Raw genomic sequence first — 21,774 nt, 5'->3', positions numbered from 1 at the left:
GCGCGGGCCGGCCCGTTCAGTTCAGGAAGACCGGCCGCATAGCCGGCATTGGGGAAGTCAAACATGTTTCGTCGTCATGCCCTCGCAGGCGCGAGCGTGATCGCCATGGCGCTGGTGCTGTTGCAGCCGGCCACGATCGCGCACGCCCAGGCCGAGCGGGAATTGCCATCCGTCACTGTCGACGCGCCGCGCGCGGCGGCACAGCGGACGGCGCGCAAGCCGGCCGGACAGGCCGCAGCCGTCCGCACCCGCGCGCCGAAGCCGGCGGCGGCATCCGTCGCCAACACGTCCGGGCAGGGCGTCGCCGCCTCCGACCGGGCCGCCGGCGCCAGCGCCGCACGCGACCAGCTTGGCCAGTCGCCCTCCGGCCAGACCGCGACCACCATCGACCGCAGTCGCTATGACGACCGGCCGGCGTTCACCGTAGGCGACATCCTGCGCGAAAGTCCGGGCGTCTCGCTGAAGCAGGGCAATGGGCCGCGCGATCTCGGCATCTCGATCCGCGGCTCCAACGCCCGCAATGGATTCGGCATCCGCAACATCGCGCTGTTCGAGGACGGCTTTCCGGTCACCCAGCCAGACGGTCTGTCACGCAGCGACCTCATCGACCCCCACGCCTATGGCGCCGTCGACGTGATCCGCGGGCCGTCCTCGGCGCTCTACGGCAATTATGCGACCGGTGGCGCGATCAATTTCCGTACCCGTCCGGGCGGCAGCATCGACGGCGCGGAGATCGGCAGCGAGGGCGGCAGCTTCGGCTATCTCAGCAACTACATGACGTTCGGCAAGAAGGTCGGCAATTTCGAGGGCTCGCTGTTCACCAGCGACGTCCGCGGCAACGGCTATCTCGGCAACAGCTGGTTCAACACCCAGACCGTCAATTTCCTCGGCACCTACAGGGCGACGCCCGACGACCGGTTCACCGTCAAGATCATCAACAACGAGCTTTCAACCCGGTTGCCGCTCCGCTACACGCTGAGCAATTTTTATCAGAACCCCTATCAGCAGGGCTGCACCACTTGGTCGTCCAGGGCAGCCGGCTGTGCGTTGGTTGGGCTCAACAAGAACGGGTTGAATACGCTCGGCGGGGTTGATCAGGAGACCGCGTTGCAGGCGGGGCTCGGCCGCAACGATCGACGCACGATCGTCGGCGGCCGCTGGGAGCATGACTTCGACAACAACACGACCTGGCGCAATCAGTTTGTGTTCGACGACCGCAACATCAGCCAGCCGACCGGATCAACCAGTGCGATCGGCGACTATCCGTCCTACAACTACATGAGCGACATCACCAAGCGCAGTGAAATCTTCGGCCTGGAATCGATCGCTTTCTTCGGCGCGTTCTACAATACGCTCACCGCGTCCGGAGATACGCGCTTCGTCGTGCCCGGCGGCAACGCAGCGCTCGGAGGCCTCTCGGCCAACACCTGGAGCCAGACCACCAACTACGGCTTGCGGGCCCGCGAGGAGCTCAAGTTGACGTCGGCACTGACGGCGGTGGCCGGTCTCGGCTGGGAGCGCACACATCTGCGCGGGGTAAACACCGCCTATACCTACGCTGCGGCAACGACGACCACGATCACGACGGCGGACAGACAGTTCGACAATCTCGCTCCCGAGCTGGCGCTGCTCTACAGAGTCAACAGCGACTGGCTGCTGCGGGCCCGTGTCGCGACCGGCTATGGGACGCCGCAGGCGTCGAACCTGTTCGTGCTGCCGACCGGCGATTTCGGCAACAACACCCAGCTGAAGTCCCAGACCAATCTCGGCTACGACGTCGGTTTCGACTGGACTCCGAACCGGGCGCTGACCTTGAGCGCAACCGGGTTCTACGAATTCTTCCGCAACGAGATCGTCACCCAAGCGGTCACGGGTTCGCTCAACTCGTCCTACACTTTCAATGCACCGCGTTCTGAGCACAAGGGTGTCGAGCTGGCCGCGGACTGGAGGTTCCTGCCGGGCTGGAGATTCACCGCCGCCTACACCTACCTGGACCAAGTCTACACAGAATATACCGAAAATCTGGTGGGAAGCTCGAAGCTGTTCAGCTTCAACCGCGCCGGCAACAAGATCCCGGGCATCTCGCCCAACGAGCTGACGGCGCGGATCGGATACGATCACGATAGCGGGCGGTTGGCCGGGCTAGGGGCGTTCGTCGAGGTCCAATGGAAGGATTCTTTCTATATGGACAATGCGAACCTGCAGAAGGCCCCAGGCTATGAGCTGGTCAATCTGAACGTTCACTACAAGACGGATCTCGCTTCGGAGACGTTCAAGTCGATGAACGTGTTCTTCGAAGTCCGAAATGTGTTCGACCGCACTTATATCGCTTCGGCGAACAATCTGCAGAACACGGTGACGGGAGCGGGCGTGCAGGGGCTGGCGGGGACCGGAACGATCTACGCCGGTTCACCGCGCGCATTTCTGGCCGGCATGAAGGTAGCATTCCAATGAGGACCGACATGACAAGGACGTCGCGGCTTCGCAGCGCTCTCGCTGGACTTGCAATCGGCTTGCTCTGTCCACTCGCCGCCCAGGCCCAGATGGCGCATCAGCACGGCTCGGACGCGGCCTGCGAGGGCACCGAGCTCCGATGCGCCACCAAGGTAACGCCGTTCTTTGCTGCTAACGGCAAGCTCTGGCTTGCCTGGATGGCCGGAGGGCGGGTGTCGGTTGCCAGTTCGACTGACGCTGGGCAGACCTACTCCGCGGCGGTGCCGGTCAACGAGCAGGCTCTCAATCTCGACTGGGGTCCCGATGCCCGGCCGAAGCTGGTGGTCGATGGCAAGGGCATCATTGCGGTGGCCTTCTCGATCTTCCGCGACCAAGCGTTCAACGGGCAGGTGCTGTACACCCGCTCGGAGGATGGCGGCAAAAGCTTCGCCGAGATGCGCCCGATCACCTCGAGCAATGAAAGCCAGCGTTTCGAGGCGCTGGCGCTCGATCAGGACGGCATGATCTTCGTGGCGTGGATCGATAAGCGCAACCGGGCGCCGGCGAAGGCTGCCGGGCGCAGCTATGACGGAGCGGCGCTGTTCTTCTCGTCATCGCGCGACGGCGGCGCCACCTACGTCGAGGCGACGCTCGCTCAGGACAATACCTGCGAATGTTGCCGGCTGGGACTTGCCTTCGCGGGGCCGGGACGCCCGGTCGTGATGTTCCGCAACATCTTCGACGGCGGCGTGCGCGACCATGCCGTGGTCACGTTCAGCGATCTCGGCCCCCCCGGCGAGGTTGCGCGCGTCAGCACCGACGATTGGCAGATCAAGGCCTGTCCGCATCAGGGGCCGAGCCTCGCCGTTTCGCCGACTGGGGCCTATCACGTCGCCTGGTTCACCAACGGCAAGATCCGCAAGGGCCTGTTCTATGCGCATTCGCGCGACGGTGGCCGCACGTTCTCCGAGCCGATGGCCATCGGTCAGGCCGACCGCAATCCGACGCGCCCTTACGTGCTCGCGACGCCGGATGCCACGACGCTGGTCTGGAAGGAGTTCGACGGCGAGCGCACGACGGTGCTGATGATGCAGTCGCGCGACGATGGCGAGACCTGGTCGAAGCCGCGCGCCGTTGCCAGCACGAACGATGCGTCGGATCATCCGCTGCTGGTCGCCCGCGGCAAGCAGATCTTGCTGTCCTGGATGACCAAGGCGGACGGCTATCGGTTGCAGGCGATCGGAGACGAGTCATGAAGCGCGTATTGGCTGCCCTTGCGATCTCAAGCCTCGTCGCCTTGACCGCGTCGAGCACCGCGGCTCCCCAGTCCTTGAAACCGTTCGAGCGTGGCAGCTGGCGCGAGGTTCTCAGGGCCCATGCGGGCCGCCCGACGCTGATCCATTTCTGGGGCGTGACCTGCGGCCCCTGCAAGATCGAGCTGCCGCAACTCGGCAAGTTCATGGCGGATCATCCCGAGATCGACGTCGTCACCGTCAGCGCCGACCTGGTGCCTAACCTCCATGCTGCGACCGAGGCCATGCTGGACAAGGCCGGCCTTGCCGCCGCCGAGAACTTCATCTTCAGCGACGGCTTCGTCGAGCGGCTGCGGTACGAGATCGACCCCTCCTGGCAGGGCGACATTCCGCGCACGATGCTCGTGACCCGTGACGGCGTCGTGGAAACGATCGAGGGCAGCGCCGAGATCGGCGATCTCGACAAATGGTCTGCGGAACAGGCGCGGCGGCAATAGGGCGCTTGAGGTCGAGGACCCTGCCGGCCGCGGTCATCGCGGTCGGCAGGCGAGATGGCGCGGCGCGTGTTCATCCACCGCATCAGCGCAACCAGTAAAATGATTGGGAATCCGGTCGCTTAGCCGCTTTTTCTCAAACCCAGTCTTGTGTTTTGCCGTCCGATCCGCTTTGACTGCGCCAGCCCGAACCGAATCCCGAAGGCTTGGCCCATGCGTCTGTCGCGGTTTTTCCTGCCCATTCTGAAAGAAAATCCGAAGGAAGCCGAGATCGTCTCGCACCGTCTGATGCTGCGCGCCGGCATGCTGCGGCAGGAGGCGGCCGGCATCTATGCCTGGCTGCCGCTGGGCTTCAAGGTTCTGAAGAAGATCGAGCAGATCGTCCGTGAGGAGCAGAACCGGGCCGGCGCACTGGAGCTGCTGATGCCGACGCTGCAGCTCGCTGACCTCTGGCGCGAGAGCGGCCGCTACGATGCCTACGGCCCGGAGATGCTGCGCATCGCCGATCGCCACAAGCGTGAGTTGCTGTATGGGCCGACCAACGAGGAAATGATCACGGAGATCTTCCGGGCCTACGTGAAGTCCTACCGCAATCTGCCGCTCAATCTCTATCATATCCAATGGAAATTCCGCGACGAGCAGCGTCCGCGCTTCGGCGTGATGCGGGGGCGCGAATTCCTGATGAAGGATGCCTATTCGTTCGATCTGGACGAAGCCGGCGCGCGCCGCGCGTACAACAAGATGTTCGTCGCCTACCTGCGCACCTTCGCGCGGATGGGCCTGAAGGGCATCCCGATGCGCGCCGAGACCGGCCCGATCGGCGGTGATCTCAGCCACGAGTTCATCGTGCTCGCCGAGACCGGCGAATCCGGCGTCTATTGCGACCGCAACGTGCTCGATCTGCCGATCCCGCCCGCATCGGTCGACTACGACGGGGACCTGACGCCGATCATCAAGGAGTGGACCTCGCTCTATGCCGCGACCGAGGACGTCCACGACGGTGCTCGTTTCGAGGCAGAGGTGCCGGCGGACCGCCGCGTCCACACCCGCGGCATCGAGGTCGGGCAGATCTTCTATTTCGGCACCAAATATTCCGAGCCGATGAAGGCCCTGGTCGCCGGCCCCGATGGAGCCGAGGTCACCATCCATGGCGGCTCCTATGGCGTGGGCGTGTCGCGCCTCGCCGGAGCCATCATCGAGGCGTGTCACGACGATGCAGGCATCAAGTGGCCGGAGGAGGTGGCGCCGTTCCGGGCCGTCATCCTCAACCTGAAGCAGGGCGGCTCCGACACCGATGCCGCCTGCGAGCAGCTCTACCGCGATCTCCTCGCCAAGGGCGTCGACGTGCTCTATGACGACACCGAGCAGCGCGCCGGCGGCAAATTCGCGACCGCCGATCTGATCGGCATCCCCTGGCAGATCATGGTCGGCCCCAAGAGCCTCGCCGAGGGCAAGGTCGAGGTGAAGACCCGCAGCGACGGCGCGCGGCAGATGATGACGCCGGCCGACGTCGTCGCCCGGCTCGGCGCCGCGCCAAGCGTGGGCTGAGTGGCTCGTTCGATCAGCGGATTATCCACCGGAGCAGGCGGCCCGCTGACGGCCAATCCGGCCACAATCGGCCCGAATCATGGGATGATCGCGCAATGGATGAAGCCATGACCGAACCCGTGCAGACTGCGCCTTTCGCGCCCTTCGAGTGGATGCTGTCGGGACGCTATCTGCGTGCCCGGCGCCGGGAAGGTTTCATCTCCGTGATCGCCGGGTTCTCGTTCCTCGGCATCATGCTCGGCGTCGCGACCCTGATCATCGTGATGGCGGTCATGAACGGCTTCCGCAAGGAGCTGCTCGACAAGATCCTCGGTTTGAACGGCCACCTCCTGGTGCAGCCCCTGGAATCGCCGCTGACCGACTGGAAGGACGTCTCCGAGCGGATCTCGCAGGTGCAGGGCATTCGGCTCGCCGCTCCCGTGGTCGATGGCCAGGGTCTCGGCTCGTCCCCATTCAATGCGTCCGGCGTGTTCATCCGCGGCATCCGCTCACAGGACCTGACGAACCTGACGTCGATCGCCAAGAACATCAAGCAGGGCACGCTCGAAGGCTTCGACGAGGGACAGGGCGTGGCGATCGGTCGCCGGCTCGCGGACCTGTTGTCGCTGCATGCCGGCGACAGCATCACCCTGGTCGCGCCCAAGGGTGCCGTGACGCCGATGGGCACCACGCCGCGTATCAAGCCCTACAAGGTGGCGGCAGTATTCGAGATCGGCATGTCGGAGTACGATTCCAGCTTCGTGTTCATGCCGCTGGCGGAGGCGCAGGCCTATTTCAACCGCAACAACGACGTCACCGCGATCGAGATCTTCACCAGCAATCCCGACAAGGTGGAGCAGTTCCGCAAGACGGTGACCGAGGCGGCCGGCCGGCCGGTGTTCCTGGTCGACTGGCGCCAGCGCAACTCCACCTTCTTCAACGCGCTCCAGGTCGAGCGCAACGTGATGTTCCTGATCCTGACCCTCATCGTGCTGGTCGCCGCGCTCAACATCGTCTCCGGCCTGATCATGCTGGTGAAGGACAAGGGCCAGGACATCGCCGTGCTCAGGACGATGGGCGCCTCGCAAGGCGCGATCATGCGCATCTTCCTGATCACCGGCGCCTCGATCGGCGTGGTCGGCACGCTCACCGGCTTCATCGTCGGATTGCTGATCTGCATGAACATCGAGACCATCCGGCTGTTTCTGTCGTGGCTGACCAACACCGATCTGTTCGATCCGACGCTGTACTTCCTGTCCAAGCTGCCGGCCGAGATCGACGCCGGCGAGACCAGCGCGGTGGTCATCATGGCCCTGACCCTGTCGTTTCTGGCCACGCTCTATCCTTCCTGGCGCGCCGCCCGATTAGACCCGGTCGAAGCGCTTCGCTACGAGTGAGGCGCTGATGGAAGAGCAGGGGGCCGAGGACGTCCCGGTCGTTTATCTCCACGAGATCAAACGCCGGTATATGCAGGGCGAGAAGCAGCTGACCATTCTGGACGGCGCCAAGCTGGCGCTGTGGGCTGGGCAGTCGGTGGCGCTGGTGGCGCCGTCGGGCTCCGGCAAGTCGACATTGCTGCACATCGCCGGCCTTCTGGAGAGCCCGGACGAGGGCGAAGTCTATGTCGCGGGGACGCCGACCTCGCAACTGACCGACATCGAGCGCACCCAGATGCGTCGCACCGACATCGGTTTCGTCTACCAGTCGCATCGCCTGCTGCCGGAGTTCACGGCGCTGGAGAACGTGATGCTGCCGCAGATGATCCGCGGCCTCAAGCGTTCGGAGACGGTGAAGCGGGCGAGCGAGATCCTGGCCTATCTCGGGCTCGGCGAGCGCATCAAGCATCGTCCCTCCGAGCTGTCCGGTGGCGAGCAGCAGCGCGTCGCGATCGCGCGCGCGGTCGCCAACGCCCCGCGCGCGCTGCTGGCCGACGAGCCGACCGGCAACCTCGATCCTGCCACGGCCGATCACGTCTTCCACGCCCTGATGCAACTGGTGAAGGCGACACGGGTCGCGATGCTGATCGCGACCCACAACATGGAGCTGGCCGGCCGCATGGATCGACGCGTCTCCATCGTCGGCGGCAAGGTGGTCGAGCTCGATTGAGCCCGGCCGCAGTCACGGCCTGATCACCGTCATCTGGAATGGCTTGCGGTGTGCGGCGGCATGCGCGACGGCCTCGTTGGCGTGATCGAGGGCGAATGACGTCGGCTCGAACTGCGCGAGGTCGAGCAGCCCAGCCCTGATCAGACCGACCATTTTGCCCGTCGCGCTCGGCGGGTACATCCAGACGCCGTGGATCGTGATGCAGTCGCGCATGATCCAGGGGTAGGACAAGTCGAGCCCGGGACCGCCCAGCATCCCGACGCCTCCCATCAGCGCCACGCGTCCGTAGGGACGCACGGTCATCACGGCGGACCGCACGACGTCGGTCGTGACCGACGGCGGCATGATGTCGAGCACGCAGTCGATCGGGCCGGGTGCCGCGCGCTTCATGCTGATGGTGTCCTCGCTCTCGTGGCCCGACAGCTTGACCGGATGAACGCGGGATCCGAACCTGCGCCGGAGCTCGGCCAGCATCGCCTCGTTGCGGCCGGGCGCGACCACCGCAGCTGCGCCCATGGCGAGCGCCACCGCGACCGCGGCGCTGCCGAACCTGCCGGTCGCGCCGCTGATCAGCACGGTCTCGCCAGCCTGCAGATTGGCGGCGAGAAAGCCGCCATAGGGCACGAGCAGGGTGCCGAGCGCGCACCATTGCGCGGCGTCGCGTGCGTCGATGGCGCCGATCGGCTTGGCGTTCTCCGTCGGCACCCGCATGCGCTCGGCAAACGAGCCGTGCCGGAAATGCTGTTGCAGCTTCAAGCCGCCCGGTCCCCGCGCGCTCAGGCCCTGCAAGGTGATGTCGGGCGCGACGACGTCGTCACGCGAGCGCACGGTCGGATCGCAGTACACCCAGTCGCCGATCGCAAGATGCGTCGCGTCGGGGCCGATGGCGCTGACCCGTCCGATGCCTCCCGTCCCCGGGATGACCGGCAATTCCAGCAGGTACTTCCGCTCGCCGCTGAACACCTCGTTCGCGTAGGACAGCACGCCGGCTGCAACGATATCGACGATGACCTCGCCGGTGCCCAGCACGGGGTCATCGACCTGTTCGATCTCCAGCGGCGATCCAAAGCGTTTCAGCACGGCTGCCTTCATGATCATTCTCCATTCAAGAGTGGCGACAACCGAGCCTGCCTGTCTATGCTGCGCCCGGGAAGGCCTGGTATTATCCTAGGATTGTAGGACCTAGCCTGCGGCATCGCTTTCGGCGGGAACGAGACCATGAGTGATCCAAGACATGCGGAGCTCGGAAACTTTCTGCGCTCCCGGCGTGAGAAGCTGACACCGCAGGCGGTCGGGCTCGCGTCCGGGCGGCGGCGTCGCACCACAGGGCTGCGACGCGAGGAGGTGGCGGAGCTCGCCGGCATCGGCGTCGATTGGTACATCCGTATTGAGCAGGGCCGCGCGGTGAAGCCCTCATCGTCGACCATCGACGCGCTGGCGCGCGCGCTGCGCCTGTCACGCGCGGAGCATGCGCATCTCAGGGCGCTGGCGCGGGAGTCCGCGCGCAAGCCTTTCGTCCGCGAGGAGGTGCCGGTCCGCCTTCGCGAACTCGTGCACAGTCTGAACCAGCCGGCCTATATCTCGGGACGACGATGGGACGTGCTGGCCTGGAACGCTGCGGCGGACGAGATATTCGGCTTCTCACAGCTCGCTGACGAGGAGCGCAATACGCTGCTGCTGATGCTGTGCACGCCGGGCGTACGCCGCCTGTTCGGCGCGCAATGGAAGGACCTGGCAAGACGCATGGTCGCGCAGTTTCGCGCGACATATGATTTGTGGGCAGGCGATCCTGCCTTCCTGGATCTGATCGCGCGCCTGCGGCGCGGTAGCCGCGAGTTCGATGAGCTCTGGGCGGCTCACGACATCAATGCGCTTGCTGCGGGCGAGAAGCTGCTCGAGCATCCGAAGAAGGGGCGCGTGAGGCTGCGCTATGCGACGTTCCAGGCCAATGACGATCCCGCGCTGAAGCTTGCGATCTACTACACGTTTGCGTCACCGCCGCTGCGATGAACGTCGCGACCGGCGGTGCTTGCAACCCGTTGCAGGCGGATGACGATCATACAATCGTCCGTTTTGCGCATGATGATGCTAGGCATTCGCAAGATACGTCGTGACGCCCGAAAGAATTCACGACTGAGACGCGACAGGGTTCATTCCGTGACCGGGAGTTTCTCCGTCACGATTTTGACGCCGCTCTCATTGTGGCGGACCATGGACGTAGGTCACGACTCCTCCACATAGCTTATTAGTTGTTTGTTCATGAAGCGACCAAGCCATTGGAATGGCGGTGCTTGCGCCAAATCCCATAAAAGCCGGAAAGAAACATTCCAATCTGCCCAACAGATGATGTCGGCGGAGCGGATGCAGGGGCATGGGCGCTACGCCGCGCCGCATGTTTTGCGACGGAATAGAGGGCTTGGGGACCTTGGGACAGAAGCTACGGAGTTCGATGATGAAAACGCTTTTCGGCGCAATGGTGGGGCTCGGCGCAATCGCCGTGGCGACGTCTGCTTTCGCGGCTGATCTTCCAGTGAAGAAGGGTCCCTACACCAAGGCTCCACAGGCCGTCATGGCCACGGTGTATGATTGGAGCGGCTTCTACATCGGCTTCAACGCCGGCGGCGGCTCCAGCCGCGACTGCTGGAACCTCGTTTCGAACGCAGGTGTTGCGGTCAACCCGGCGGCGAATCGCGAAGGCTGCTCCGGCGGCGGCGGCGCGGCGGTCGGCGGCCAGGTCGGATATCGCTACCAGATGGCGAACTGGGTGTTCGGCGTCGAGGCGCAGGGCGATTGGGCGAACTTCAAGGGCACCAACCGCAACCTGATTCTTCCCAATGTCAGCGACCGTTCACGCACCAACGGCTTCGGCCTGTTCACCGGCCAGGTCGGCTACGCCTTCGACAACATTCTCGGCTACGTCAAAGGCGGCGCCGCGGTCGTCGGCGATCGCTACGACACCTTCACCACCGGCACCAACGTGATGCTCGATCGCGCCAATACGACGCGTTGGGGCGGCACGATCGGTGCGGGTATCGAATACGGCTTCGCGCCGAACTGGTCGGTCGGCGTCGAGTACGACCACATCTTTCTCGGCAACAAGAACCTGAACTTCGTTGCCGCCGCGGGCCAGCCCGCGATGACCCACCGCATCAAGCAGGACGTCGACATCGGCCTCGTGAAGCTGAACTACAAGTTCGGCCCGGGCTTCGGAATGATGCGCTGACGCAGGCGTCGGTCGCTGCCGAAAGCGGATCGCCGAGGCCACGGCCCCGGCGATCAAATCAACAGGAGAAGTCGGCCTGGTCGGCGCCGCGCGCCGACGATGCGCCGCTCAATCCTCTTCGAACACGAAGGGATTGGGGAAGGGGGCGTAGGGATTCGGCGCCGGCGGCCGCGGCTTGATGCGCTGCCGGTGCGGATAGGGATAGGGCGTCGCGCGCGGATCATTGCTGACGCCGGCGAAATAAGGATTGGCGATGCAGGTCAGCAGGCGGCCCGAGGCCGTCGCCTGACACTGCGCGTAAGTGTCGAAGGTGCAGTTGCTGAGTCCCGGGTGCTGGTCGCCCTGCAGGCAGAACGCATGCCTGACGCCGACGGCGTGCGCCGGCGCATGGGTCGCGACCACGAGGCCGGCTGCAGCCAGGGCTGCAAAGAACACGTCACGCATCAACGATCTCCCTTCATCTCGTGATGACAGCATTTGCGCAGCGTGGCGAGGCGGCGCGGATGTCGCTTCGTGTGTAGTCGGTCGGTCTCCGATTGCAAGTTGGAATGTTCCATCAACACACTGTGATTGCAGATTAATTTCCGGACATGTCCAGGGCTCGTTCAGAAGCGCGCTGTGACCACGACGCTACAGCAATTGTGGCCCGGATGGTTAAGACGTGCGGCTGGCCTGGGGGCCAAATGAGACGAGACTGGACCTGTGATGAAGAAACTTGTGTTGATGACGACGGCGATCGTGGTGCTGGCCTCGCCGGCGCTGGCCGCGGATCTCGCTGCGCGTCCCTACACGAAGGCACCGCCGCCGGTGATGGCCGCGATCTATGACTGGAGCGGCTTCTACATCGGTGTGAACGGCGGCGGCGGCTGGACCCACAACACCTGGGATCTGGTGGGTGGCGGCCGCGAAGGCTCGCACGATTCGTCCGGCGGCACCGTCGGTGGCCAGGTCGGCTATCGCTGGCAGATGGGCCAGCTGGTGTTCGGCGTGGAAGCGCAGGGCAACTGGGCCGATTTCTCCGGCGACAATGTGAGCGCGCTGTTCGGTACCCGCAACCGCACCAAGACCGATGCGTTCGGTCTGTTCACCGGCCAGGTCGGCTACGCCTGGAACAACGTGCTGCTCTACGCCAAGGGCGGTGCGGCTGTGACCAGCAACACCTACACGATCACGAATGCTGCCACGGGCGGGTTCCTCGCCTCCAACGACAACACGCGCTGGGGCGGCGTGGTCGGCGCCGGCCTGGAATACGGCTTTGCTCCGAACTGGTCGCTGGGTGTCGAGTACGACCATCTGTTCATGGATCGTCAGACCGTGAGCTTCGGTGCGCTCGGCTCCGACAGCATCAAGCAGGACGCCGACATCTTCACCGCCCGCCTGAACTATCGCTTCGGCGGCCCGGTGGCGACGCGGTACTGATTCGCTCCTGCAGCGATGGATCGAAGGCCCCGGCGTTATTCGCGCCGGGGCCTTTTTCGTAGCGTCAGCCGACAGATTAACCACGTGCCGCGGCGGCGGGGCGCGCACCTCGTCAGCGTGCTTGACCTGAGAACGAAAAAGGAACATTGTTCTTCATATGTTCTAGCTCAGGGAGGTCCCCATGCTGAAGGTTTTCGTTGAAGAAGCCGCCGCACTGGCGTCCATCACGCTGTTCGTCGGGATGATCGCGCTGTGGGCGCAAATCATTCCGCAGCTTTGATTTTTTGCGGGCGCGACTGGGGAAAAGCCGGACAGCGGTCCAGGTGGCCGGACTCCGCGGCGGCTGATCCGATATCATGAGCGGGCGAGTCGGTCGGGCTCTCGGGCGATGGCGATAGTCGTGTCTCTCTGCTGGCCGGTGACTCTGCTTTCGGAAGCCCCTAGGAAGTTGCAAGGCGAGCATGTCCAGCGCCGGATTCGTCCATCTTCACGTCCATTCCGCCTATTCGCTGCTGAAGGGCTCGATCAAGATCGCCAAGCTCGGCGAGCTCGCCAAGGCCGACCGCCAGCCCGCGCTGGCGCTGACCGACACTGACAACATGTTCGGTGGCCTCGAATTCTCCGACAAGATGGCGGGCTATGGCATCCAGCCGATCGTCGGCTGCGAGCTCGCGATCGACTTCGGCGACATGGACCCGAATGCGCGCAATGCGGCTGCGGTCGCACAGCCCGCGCGGATCGTCCTGCTGGCCGCGAAGGAGGAGGGCTATCGCCATCTGATGCGGCTGAACTCGCGCGCCTTCCTGGAGACGCCGACGCATCAGGCGCCGCACATCAAGTTCGACTGGCTGACCGAAGGCGTCGATGGGGTGATCGCGCTGACGGGTGGTCCCGATGGACCGATCTCGCTCGCGATCCAGCACGACATGGCCGCGCTGGCGGCGCAGCGCTGCGAGCGCCTGGCGACCATGTTCGGCGACCGTCTCTACATCGAGCTGCAGCGCCACGGTGTCGAGCGCGAGCGCCGCGTCGAGGGCGGGCTGATCGACATCGCCTATGAAAAAGGGCTGCCGCTGGTTGCGACCAACGAGCCGTATTTCGCGACCGCCGACGACTACGAGGCGCACGACGCGCTGCTGTGCATCGCCGGCGGCCATCTCATCGCCGACACCGAGCGCGTGCAGCTGACGCCCGACCACCGATTCAAGACCCGCGCCGAGATGGCGGTGCTGTTCGCCGACATTCCCGAGGCGCTCGCCTCGACGGTGGAGATCGCCGAGCGCTGCTCGTACCGGCCGCGCACGCGCAAGCCGATCCTGCCGTTTTTCACCGTCGGCGCCGGCTCGGGCGCCGATGCCGTGGACGCGGCCAGCGCCGAGGCCGCCGAGCTGAAGCGGCAGGCGGAGGAGGGCCTGGAGCGGCGTCTCAAGGTGCACGGCATGGCGCCGGGCATGACCGAGGAGGACTATCAGAAGCGGCTCGCCTTCGAGCTCGACGTCATCATGCGCATGAAGTACGCGGGCTACTTCCTGATCGTGTCGGACTTCATCAAATGGGCCAAGGCGCACGGCATCCCCGTCGGCCCGGGCCGCGGCTCCGGCGCCGGCTCGCTGGTCGCCTGGGTGCTGACCATCACCGACCTCGATCCGATGCGCTTCGCGCTGCTGTTCGAGCGCTTCCTCAATCCCGAGCGCGTGTCGATGCCGGACTTCGACATCGACTTCTGCCAGGACCGCCGCGGCGAGGTGATCTCCTACGTCCAGCAGCGCTACGGCCGCGACCAGGTGGCGCAGATCATCACCTTCGGTACGTTGCAGGCGCGCGGCGTGCTGCGCGACGTCGGCCGCGTGCTGCAGATGCCCTATGGCCAGGTCGACAAGCTGACCAAGCTGGTGCCGCAGAACCCGGCCGCGCCGGTCACGCTCGCCGCCGCCATCGAGGGCGAGCCGAAGCTGCAGGCGTTCCGCGACGAGGATCCCGTCGTGGCGCGCGCCTTCGACATCGCGATGCGCCTCGAAGGTTTGACGCGTCACGCCTCGACCCACGCGGCGGGCATCGTCATCGGCGACCGGCCGCTCAGCGAGCTGGTGCCGATGTATCGCGATCCGAAATCGGACATGCCGGTCACCCAGTTCAACATGAAATGGGTCGAGCCGGCCGGTCTCGTGAAGTTCGACTTCCTCGGCCTGAAGACGCTGACGGTGCTCGACGTCGCGGTGAAGCTGTTGAAGCAGCGCGACATTCATGTCGATCTCGCAACCCTGCCGATCGACGACGCGCCGAGCTACCAGATGCTGGCGCGCGGCGATGTGGTCGGCGTGTTCCAGGTTGAAAGCCAGGGCATGCGACGGGCGCTGATCGACATGCGCCCCGACCGGTTCGAGGACATCATCGCGCTGGTGGCGCTGTATCGCCCCGGTCCGATGGCCAACATCCCGACCTATTGCGCCCGCAAGCACGGCGAGGAGGAGCCGGAATATCTGCACCCGATCCTGGAGCCGATCCTGAAGGAGACCTTCGGCGTCATCATCTACCAGGAGCAGGTGATGCAGGTCGCGCAGCAGATGTCCGGCTATTCGCTCGGCGAAGCCGACCTGCTGCGCCGCGCCATGGGCAAGAAGATCCGCGCCGAGATGGACAAGCAGCGCGTCCGCTTCGTCGAGGGCGCCGTCAAGAACGGCGTGCCGAAGGACCAGGCCGACACCATCTTCGACCTGCTCGCCAAGTTCGCCGACTACGGCTTCAACAAGTCGCATGCCGCCGCCTACGCGCTGGTGTCCTACCACACCGCCTACATGAAGGCGCATTATCCGGTGGAGTTCATCGCGGCGTCGATGACGCTCGATCTGAACAACACCGACAAGCTGTCGGAATTCCGCGCCGAGGCGCAGCGCCTGGGGATCAAGGTCGAGCCGCCGTCGATCAACCGCTCGGGTCCCACCTTCGAGGTCAGCGGCAACACCATCTTCTACGCGCTCGCCGCCTTGAAGGGCGTCGGCCCGCAGGCGATCGAGATGATCGTCGAAGCCCGCAACAAGAGCGGCCCGTTCACGTCGCTCGCGGACTTCGCAAGCCGCGTCAGTCCGCGCGCGATCAACAAGCGCATCATCGAGACGCTGGCCGCCGCAGGTGCGTTCGACGGGCTCGACAAGAACCGCGCGCGCGTGTTCGCCGGCGCCGATGCGATCGTCGCCGCCTGTCAGCGTGCCAACGAGGCCGCGACATCGGGCCAGAACGACATGTTCGGCAATGCGGCCGATGCGCCCGCGATCATCCTGCCGAACATCGAGAACTGGCTGCCCGCCGAGCGCCTGCGGCGCGAGTACGACGCGATTGGTTTCTTCCTGTCGGGCCATCCGCTCGACGACTACGCGGCAGCATTGAAGCGGTTGCGGGTGCAGAGCTGGGCCGAGTTCTCCCGCGCGGTGAAGACCGGCGCGACCGCCGGCAAGGTCGCCGCCACCGTGGTGTCGCGCATGGAGCGGCGCACCAAGACCGGCAACAAGATGGGCATCATGGGCCTGTCGGACCCAACCGGTCATTTCGAGGCGGTGCTGTTCTCGGAAGGCCTTGCACAATATCGCGACGTGCTCGAGCCCGGCGCGGCGGTGCTGCTGCAGCTCGGCGCCGAGCTGCAGGGCGAGGATGTCCGCGCGCGCGTGCTGCATGCCGAGCCGCTCGACGATGCCGCCGCCAAGACGCAGCGCGGCCTGCGCATCTTCCTGCGCGACACCAAGCCGCTCGATTCCATCGTCAAGCGTCTGCAGGGGCCGGAAGGTGCCGCGGCGAATGGCAATGGAGGGCTTGCCAAGGGCGCTGCTGCGCCGCCGTTGGCGCCTCGGGCAGCCGCGGGCGAGGGCGAGGTCTCGCTGGTGATGATGCTCGACCTGGAGACCGAGGTGGAGATGAAGCTGCCCGGCCGCTTCAAGGTTTCGCCACAAATTGCTGGCGCCATCAAGGCGGTGACCGGCGTGGTGGACGTGCAGCAGCTGTGATCGTCAGCGGATGTTTCCGATGATGCGGCCCTGGCTCGGCTGCTGATCGGGCCGGAGCGACGGCGGGGGGAACAAAAAGCTGCGCGTCGGACTGTACGGACTCGCCTCCGTTCAACCGCGGTTCAGCCATCCTCGCGCTGAATCCAAAGCTGGTGCCTCGAAGGGGCTCGAACCGTCATGCGCTTGGCCAACATCGTTTTCAGTGTCACGTTCTGCCTGCTGGTGACTGCTGCCTTGCATCGCCCGGCGGAGGCGCAGCAGCCCGCGCCGGAGAAGCGCATCGCCCTGGTCGTCGGCAACGGCGCCTATGCCAAGGGCGCGCTGGCCACCGCGGCCAACGATGCCGGCCTGATCGCGCAGACCTTGCAGGCCGCGGGCTTCGACGTGGTCGGCGCCCGGGATCTCGATGCCGACACCCTGCGCAAGAGCTTTCGCGATTTCATTCACAAGGCGCAGTCGTCAGACGGCAACACCGTGGCGATGGTCTATCTCGCGGGTTACGGCATGCAGCTCGCCGGCGAGAACTATTTCCTTCCCGTCGATGCCAACGTCGCCAGCGATGTCGACATCCCGACCGAAGGTCTGCGCCTGAGCGACTATGTGCGTCAGCTCGCGGCGGTTCCCTTGAAGGCCGGCGTGGTCGTGCTCGACGCCGCGCGCCAGCAGCCGTTCATCACGGGCGGTTCGACCATTGCAGGCGGTCTGGCGCTGGTCGAGCCCGACAACAACATGCTGATCGCCTTCAACGCAGCTCCGGGCACGATCGCTCCGAACGAGACCGGCTCCTACGGCGTCTATGCGCGATCGCTGGCGGAGATGATCCGCGCCGGCGGACTGTCGTTGCCGGAGGTGTTCGACCGGTTGCGGCTGCGCGTCAACGAGGAGACCAAGGGCGCCCAGGTGCCGTGGGATGCACAGAAGGTCCAGGCCGCCTTCACCTTCTTCGAGCGCGCGCCGGATGCGCCGGCCACGCAGGCAAGCCCCGAGCAGACGGCGGCGCTGCGCGCCCGGCCGATCCGCGAGTTGCCGGTGCAGGAGGCCTACGCCGCGGCGCTGGAGCGTGACAGCTTGCAGGGCTATGAGGATTTCATCGCCGCCTATCCGAGCGACCCGCTCGCCCGGCGGGTGCGCGCCATCGTCGCCGCCCGCCGCGAGGCGCTGACCTGGCGGCGGACCTATCGCACCGACAGTCCTGAAGCCTATTGGTCGTATCTGAAACGTTATCCCTATGGCGCGCATGCTGCGGATGCCCGACGGCGCCTGGCGATGTTGTCGGCGCAAGCCGAGCCGCCGCCGAGCTTCGCGATGATCGAATACGACGTGCCGCCGCCGCCGCTCGACGAGGTCGTCTATATCGAAAGGCCGGTGCTGCTGTTCTCGGATCCAGAGTTCGGCTTCGTGCCGCCGCCTCCGCCGCCGGTCTACGTGCTGCCGCCGCCACCGCCCGAGTTCGTCGATCTGCCGCCGCCTTACGCGCCGGTCGGCCTGTTCATCCTGCCGCGGCCGGTGTTCGTGCCGATTCCGGTCTATGTCCGGCCGCCGGCCTTCGTCGCGCCACCGCCGAGCAACATCATCTACCAGAACATCCACAACACGACCGTCATCAACACCGTGATCAACCGTCCGGCACCGCCAGCCGCGCCGATGACCGCAGGTCCCGCGGCGGCGACATCGCCCGCCATGGCGGTGGCTCCGGCCCTGCCGCCGGCGGTGGTGCAGCGCGCGACGTTGATTCAGCAGGGCAAGGTCCCGCCGCCCGGACCGCTTGCCAATCCCGCCGGCAGGCCTGGCGCGCCCCCGGCGGTTCAGGCCAACGCGCCTTCAGGCGGAGCTTCGCCCGCTCCGGGGGGACCGGGGCAGGGGCCATCCCCCGTGAATGCGCTGCCAGTCCCGGGACGTGGCGGTCCGCCGGTTCCTCCCTCGGTTCAGGCTCCGAATCCGCATGTGCAGGCACCGGCGTCCCCTGGTCCGGGCCAGCCGCCGTCGGTACGGCCGGATCTTCGCGCGAACCGCGCGCCCGCCGGGGCCGTCGCGCCGCCGCCGGCGGGGCCGTCCGCGACGCCGGTCCGCCCAGCCATCCCATCAGTTTCTCCCCGCGGCCGCGTGCCCGAGGTGAGCCCGCGCATCCAGCAGGCGGCGCCGCCGATCCAGCGCCCCGTACCCCCACCGGCAACCGCACGGTTGGGCCCGCCGCCGGCGCCGCCACGACCGCCGGTTGCGCCGATGGTCCGGGCGGCACCGCCCCGGCCGGCGCCGCCGCCGCAAGTCATGCGCCCGGCCGCTCCGCCGCAGATGGCACGCCCAGCACCCCCACCGCCGATGGTGCGTTCCGCACCCCCGCCGCAGATGGCGCGTCCTGCGCCTCCACCACAGATGGCTCGTCCGAGCCCGCCGCCGATGGCCGCGGTGGCTCGGCCGGCGCCTCCGCCTCCGCCGCAGATGGCCCGCCCCGCGCCTCCGCCGCCGCGCCCGGCGCCGCCGCCGCAGGCGGCCGGCAAGAGGTGTCCGCCGAACGTTCCGCAATGCTGAGCCCCGCGCCGCCGCGGCGGCGCGGCGGTTGCAACGCGATCGTGTTTTCGATATTGGCCGAACCGCCGGACTGATCGATCGTGGGCGCAGGACGTCGGCGGCCGACGACGTGTTGCGGGGGCCACAGTGATCACAGCGTTTGTTCGGACCTTGCGGGCGTTGCTGTGGCGAAGCGCGTTCGTGGCCGTGCTTTGCAGTCTCGGCATGTCGAGCATCTCGTCACCGGTCGTGGCCCAGGGGCTGCCCGGCGCCGACACCGTCTACGCGTCAGCGCCGCCGCGCCTCCTGCAGATCCGGACCCTCGTGGCGGATGCGGGGCGGCAGACGTCGACCGGCTCGGGCTTCCTGGTGTCGGCCGACGGACTGGCGATCACGAACTATCACGTCGTCTCCGACGCGGCGCTCGAGCCGAAGACCTATCGGCTGGAATATACGGGCGCCGACGGCACGCAAGGCGCGGTGACGCTGCTCGCCGTCGATCTTCCCAATGATCTCGCGCTGGTTCGCGTCGACAAGCGGGACGCGCCGTTCTTTGCGTTTGACAAGGCCGCGCTCGACGGCAGCGTGCCCAAGGGCGAACGGCTGTACTCGCTCGGCAATCCGCTCGACCTCGGCTTCACCATCATCGAAGGCACTTATAACGGCCTGGTCGAGCACAGCTACAACGACCACATCCACTTCACCGGCGCGCTCAATCCGGGCATGAGCGGTGGCCCGGCGGTCAATGCGCAGGGGCAGGTGGTTGGCGTCAATGTCGCGACCCGCCGCGGCGGCCAGCTGATCAGCTTTCTGGTGCCGGCCCGGTTCGCCGCCGCGCTGCTCGCACGCGGCCGGGATGCCAAGCCCGCAGCGGGCGATCTGCGCAAGGACGTGAGCGCGCAGCTCGCGAACTGGCGCGGCGCGCTCTACAAATCGCTCGGCGACGAAGGCTTTCGCGATCGCGTGTTCGGCTCCTACCAGGCGCCGGAAACGCGGGCTGTGTGGTTCGAATGCTGGGCCAGCACCAACGCCAGCGCATCGCCGAAGCCGCGCGCCAGCATCAATGCGACCAGCTGCAAGGCGGAGGCGAGCGTTTATGTCGCCTCCGATCTCAACACCGGCGTGGTCGAAGTCAGTCATTCCTACGCGAAGTCGATCGACCTCAATCAATTCCAGTTCGCCACCGTGCTGACGCAGCTGGCGCAGCCGCGGCTGACGATGGGCGGCTCGTTCCGCAAGTGGTATACGCCGCAGCGTTGCCATGAGGATTTCGTCGGCCTCGCACCGGCGGCCGAGCATCCGCCCCTGCGCGTGATGTGGTGCGCGCAAGGCTATCGCGAGTTCGACGACCTCTATGACGTCGTGCTGGTCGCGGTGACGCAGGACCGCGCCGACGAGGCGCTCGTCTCGCGGCTCAATCTGCAGGCGGTCGCCTATGACGACGCGTTGCGGCTCGGCAAGAGCTTCCTCGAACGGCTGCAGGTCGCCCGATGATCTGGATCGAGATCCTGTCCAAGCATCGCGACGTCGCCGGCCGCTTCCGCGTCGACGCGGCCGAGATCAGCATCGGCCGCGGCTACGACAATCACGTCATTCTCGACGATCCCTATGTCGCCGCGCGCCACGTCCGCATCTTCCGTGACGAGGAGGGGCGCCTCGTCGCCGAAGATCTCGGCAGCGCCAACGGCCTCTATCTCGGCCGCAGCAAGAGCCGCAAGCCGCAGCTGGTGCTCGACGGCAGCGAGCCGATCCGGATCGGCCAGACCCTGTTGCGGGTGCGCGACGCCGGTCATGCCGTGGAGCCGGAGCGCCTTGCGGGATCCGAGCGTGGCGCGCTCCCGATCGTCGCCGCGATCGTGCTCGGTGCCGCTCTGGTTGCCCTCAATGCGATCCTGGTCTGGTTTGCGCAAACCTCGGAGCCGCATCTGTCCGACTATCTCGTGCCGACCCTGACCTTGATCGGCGTCGTCGTGGCGTGGGTCGGCGTCTGGGCGCTGCTGGCGCGGCTGTTTTCCGGGCGCTCGCATTTCCTCCGGCATCTGCTGATCGCACAGGCCGGCCTGGCAGCGTTCTTCCTCTACAGCGAGCTCGCGCAGATCGCCTCGTTCGCGCTGACCTGGACGACCGTCTTTACCTACGGCTACGTCGTGTCCTGGGTCGTCTTCGCGGCCATCTGCTTCCTTCATCTGCGTGAGGTCGGGCGCACCCACATGATCGCCAAGGGCATCGTCGTGGGCGTGCTGCTCGTGGTCGCAATCGCGGTGCAGAGCCTGCAGCGATCGGAGGCGTTCACGAACTCGGGCAGGCCCAATATCAGCCACGTGCTGATGCCGCCGTCGCTGCGCCTGGTCCCGCTCCGAACCGAGCAGACGTTCATGGATGACGTCGCCGGGCTGAAGTCCAGGCTCGATGCCGACCGCGCCGAGCTGAAACCGACCAGCGCGGAGCGCTGAGAACAGTTCCACCGTCTTCGCTGCCGGAGACTGGCAGTTCCCCAGCTCCCGTCATCGCCTCGTCTCCGATATTTACGGGGATTGGCTCTGGCGTAACTGGTATCAGGGTGTGTCATGAGCAGGGAAGGCACCGGAATGCGCGGTGGTCTCGCGCAAGATCGGGCCGCCCGCGGCGGGGACGCGCGCGCGTGGCCTTTCCTAGCGAGAAAGGCTCTGACCGGATCAGGGGCCTGCGAGCTGGCCATAGACGGGGCCGGTCGGCATCTATCCGCTGGACGAGTCCTGCGCCCGGGATTGCGGTCGCGGAGCTGCTCCAGACGGAATAGGGGCCCATTTTCCTTGCGTTGCGCCAGAATCCGGCTA

15 protein-coding genes are annotated in these 21,774 nt (G+C 66.1%); 13 read left to right on the top strand and 2 right to left on the bottom strand.

Annotated elements, in window-relative coordinates:
- Positions 1 to 63: 63 nt before the first annotated feature.
- The 6 genes from QX108_RS05215 to QX108_RS05190 all read left to right on the top strand — a co-directional run bounded on the left by QX108_RS05215 (position 64) and on the right by QX108_RS05190 (position 7,813).
- Complete coding sequence (locus tag QX108_RS05215) at positions 64 to 2,454, top strand: TonB-dependent receptor family protein (protein ID WP_315779379.1); 2,391 nt, start codon at positions 64 to 66, stop codon at positions 2,452 to 2,454.
- Between the two features lie 8 nt (positions 2,455 to 2,462).
- Positions 2,463 to 3,689 (top strand): sialidase family protein, encoded by a 1,227-nt coding sequence (locus QX108_RS05210; RefSeq protein WP_315779377.1) that lies wholly within the window; start codon positions 2,463 to 2,465, stop codon positions 3,687 to 3,689.
- On the top strand, positions 3,686 to 4,183 hold the full coding sequence (locus tag QX108_RS05205) for a TlpA disulfide reductase family protein (RefSeq protein ID WP_315779375.1): 498 nt from the start codon (positions 3,686 to 3,688) through the stop codon (positions 4,181 to 4,183). The genes QX108_RS05210 and QX108_RS05205 overlap by 4 nt, the downstream gene beginning before the upstream one ends.
- Before the next feature lie 210 nt (positions 4,184 to 4,393).
- Positions 4,394 to 5,728: a proline--tRNA ligase gene (gene proS, locus QX108_RS05200; protein ID WP_315779373.1), complete on the top strand. Its 1,335-nt coding sequence runs from the start codon at positions 4,394 to 4,396 to the stop codon at positions 5,726 to 5,728.
- A 95-nt stretch (positions 5,729 to 5,823) separates the two neighbouring features.
- Positions 5,824 to 7,104, top strand: a complete 1,281-nt coding sequence (locus tag QX108_RS05195; protein ID WP_172109576.1) for a lipoprotein-releasing ABC transporter permease subunit — start codon at positions 5,824 to 5,826, stop codon at positions 7,102 to 7,104.
- A gap of 7 nt (positions 7,105 to 7,111) precedes the next feature.
- Positions 7,112 to 7,813, top strand: coding sequence for an ABC transporter ATP-binding protein (locus QX108_RS05190; RefSeq protein WP_172109575.1), 702 nt, complete (start codon positions 7,112 to 7,114; stop codon positions 7,811 to 7,813).
- Positions 7,814 to 7,825: 12 nt separating this feature from the next.
- On the opposite strand, the gene QX108_RS05185 is transcribed toward QX108_RS05190, so the two are convergent.
- Positions 7,826 to 8,905, bottom strand: coding sequence for a zinc-binding alcohol dehydrogenase family protein (locus QX108_RS05185; RefSeq protein WP_315779371.1), 1,080 nt, complete (start codon positions 8,903 to 8,905; stop codon positions 7,826 to 7,828).
- A gap of 126 nt (positions 8,906 to 9,031) precedes the next feature.
- Between QX108_RS05185 and QX108_RS05180 the strand changes: the two genes are divergently transcribed.
- Both QX108_RS05180 and QX108_RS05175 read left to right on the top strand, forming a co-directional pair.
- Entirely contained in the window at positions 9,032 to 9,823 is a 792-nt protein-coding gene (locus QX108_RS05180) for a helix-turn-helix transcriptional regulator (protein ID WP_315779369.1), read from the top strand.
- Between the two features lie 439 nt (positions 9,824 to 10,262).
- Positions 10,263 to 11,036: an outer membrane protein gene (locus QX108_RS05175; protein WP_172132651.1), complete on the top strand. Its 774-nt coding sequence runs from the start codon at positions 10,263 to 10,265 to the stop codon at positions 11,034 to 11,036.
- A gap of 108 nt (positions 11,037 to 11,144) precedes the next feature.
- On the opposite strand, the gene QX108_RS05170 is transcribed toward QX108_RS05175, so the two are convergent.
- Positions 11,145 to 11,480 (bottom strand): DUF3551 domain-containing protein, encoded by a 336-nt coding sequence (locus tag QX108_RS05170; RefSeq protein ID WP_172109571.1) that lies wholly within the window; start codon positions 11,478 to 11,480, stop codon positions 11,145 to 11,147.
- 261 nt (positions 11,481 to 11,741) lie between these two features.
- Between QX108_RS05170 and QX108_RS05165 the strand changes: the two genes are divergently transcribed.
- The 5 genes from QX108_RS05165 to QX108_RS05145 all read left to right on the top strand — a co-directional run bounded on the left by QX108_RS05165 (position 11,742) and on the right by QX108_RS05145 (position 21,411).
- Positions 11,742 to 12,455, top strand: a complete 714-nt coding sequence (locus QX108_RS05165; protein WP_172185660.1) for an outer membrane protein — start codon at positions 11,742 to 11,744, stop codon at positions 12,453 to 12,455.
- Between the two features lie 461 nt (positions 12,456 to 12,916).
- Positions 12,917 to 16,450 carry a DNA polymerase III subunit alpha gene (gene dnaE / locus QX108_RS05160; protein ID WP_315779366.1) on the top strand — a complete coding sequence of 1,178 codons (3,534 nt, stop codon included), beginning with the start codon at positions 12,917 to 12,919 and terminating at the stop codon, positions 16,448 to 16,450.
- Positions 16,451 to 16,627: 177 nt separating this feature from the next.
- Positions 16,628 to 18,979 (top strand): caspase domain-containing protein, encoded by a 2,352-nt coding sequence (locus QX108_RS05155; RefSeq protein WP_315779364.1) that lies wholly within the window; start codon positions 16,628 to 16,630, stop codon positions 18,977 to 18,979.
- 126 nt (positions 18,980 to 19,105) lie between these two features.
- Entirely contained in the window at positions 19,106 to 20,452 is a 1,347-nt protein-coding gene (locus QX108_RS05150; protein WP_315720416.1) for a serine protease, read from the top strand.
- Positions 20,449 to 21,411, top strand: coding sequence for an FHA domain-containing protein (locus QX108_RS05145; protein ID WP_315779362.1), 963 nt, complete (start codon positions 20,449 to 20,451; stop codon positions 21,409 to 21,411). Before QX108_RS05150 ends, QX108_RS05145 begins: the two co-directional genes overlap by 4 nt.
- The last annotated feature ends 363 nt before the right edge of the window (positions 21,412 to 21,774 follow it).

The sequence above is a fragment of the Bradyrhizobium sp. SZCCHNR1002 genome (assembly GCF_032381435.1).
In the GTDB taxonomy this organism is placed as follows: Bacteria; Pseudomonadota; Alphaproteobacteria; order Rhizobiales; family Xanthobacteraceae; genus Bradyrhizobium; species Bradyrhizobium aeschynomenes.
The sequence above is the reverse complement of the archived record's forward strand: the minus strand, read 5'-3'. Positions and strand labels throughout refer to the sequence as shown.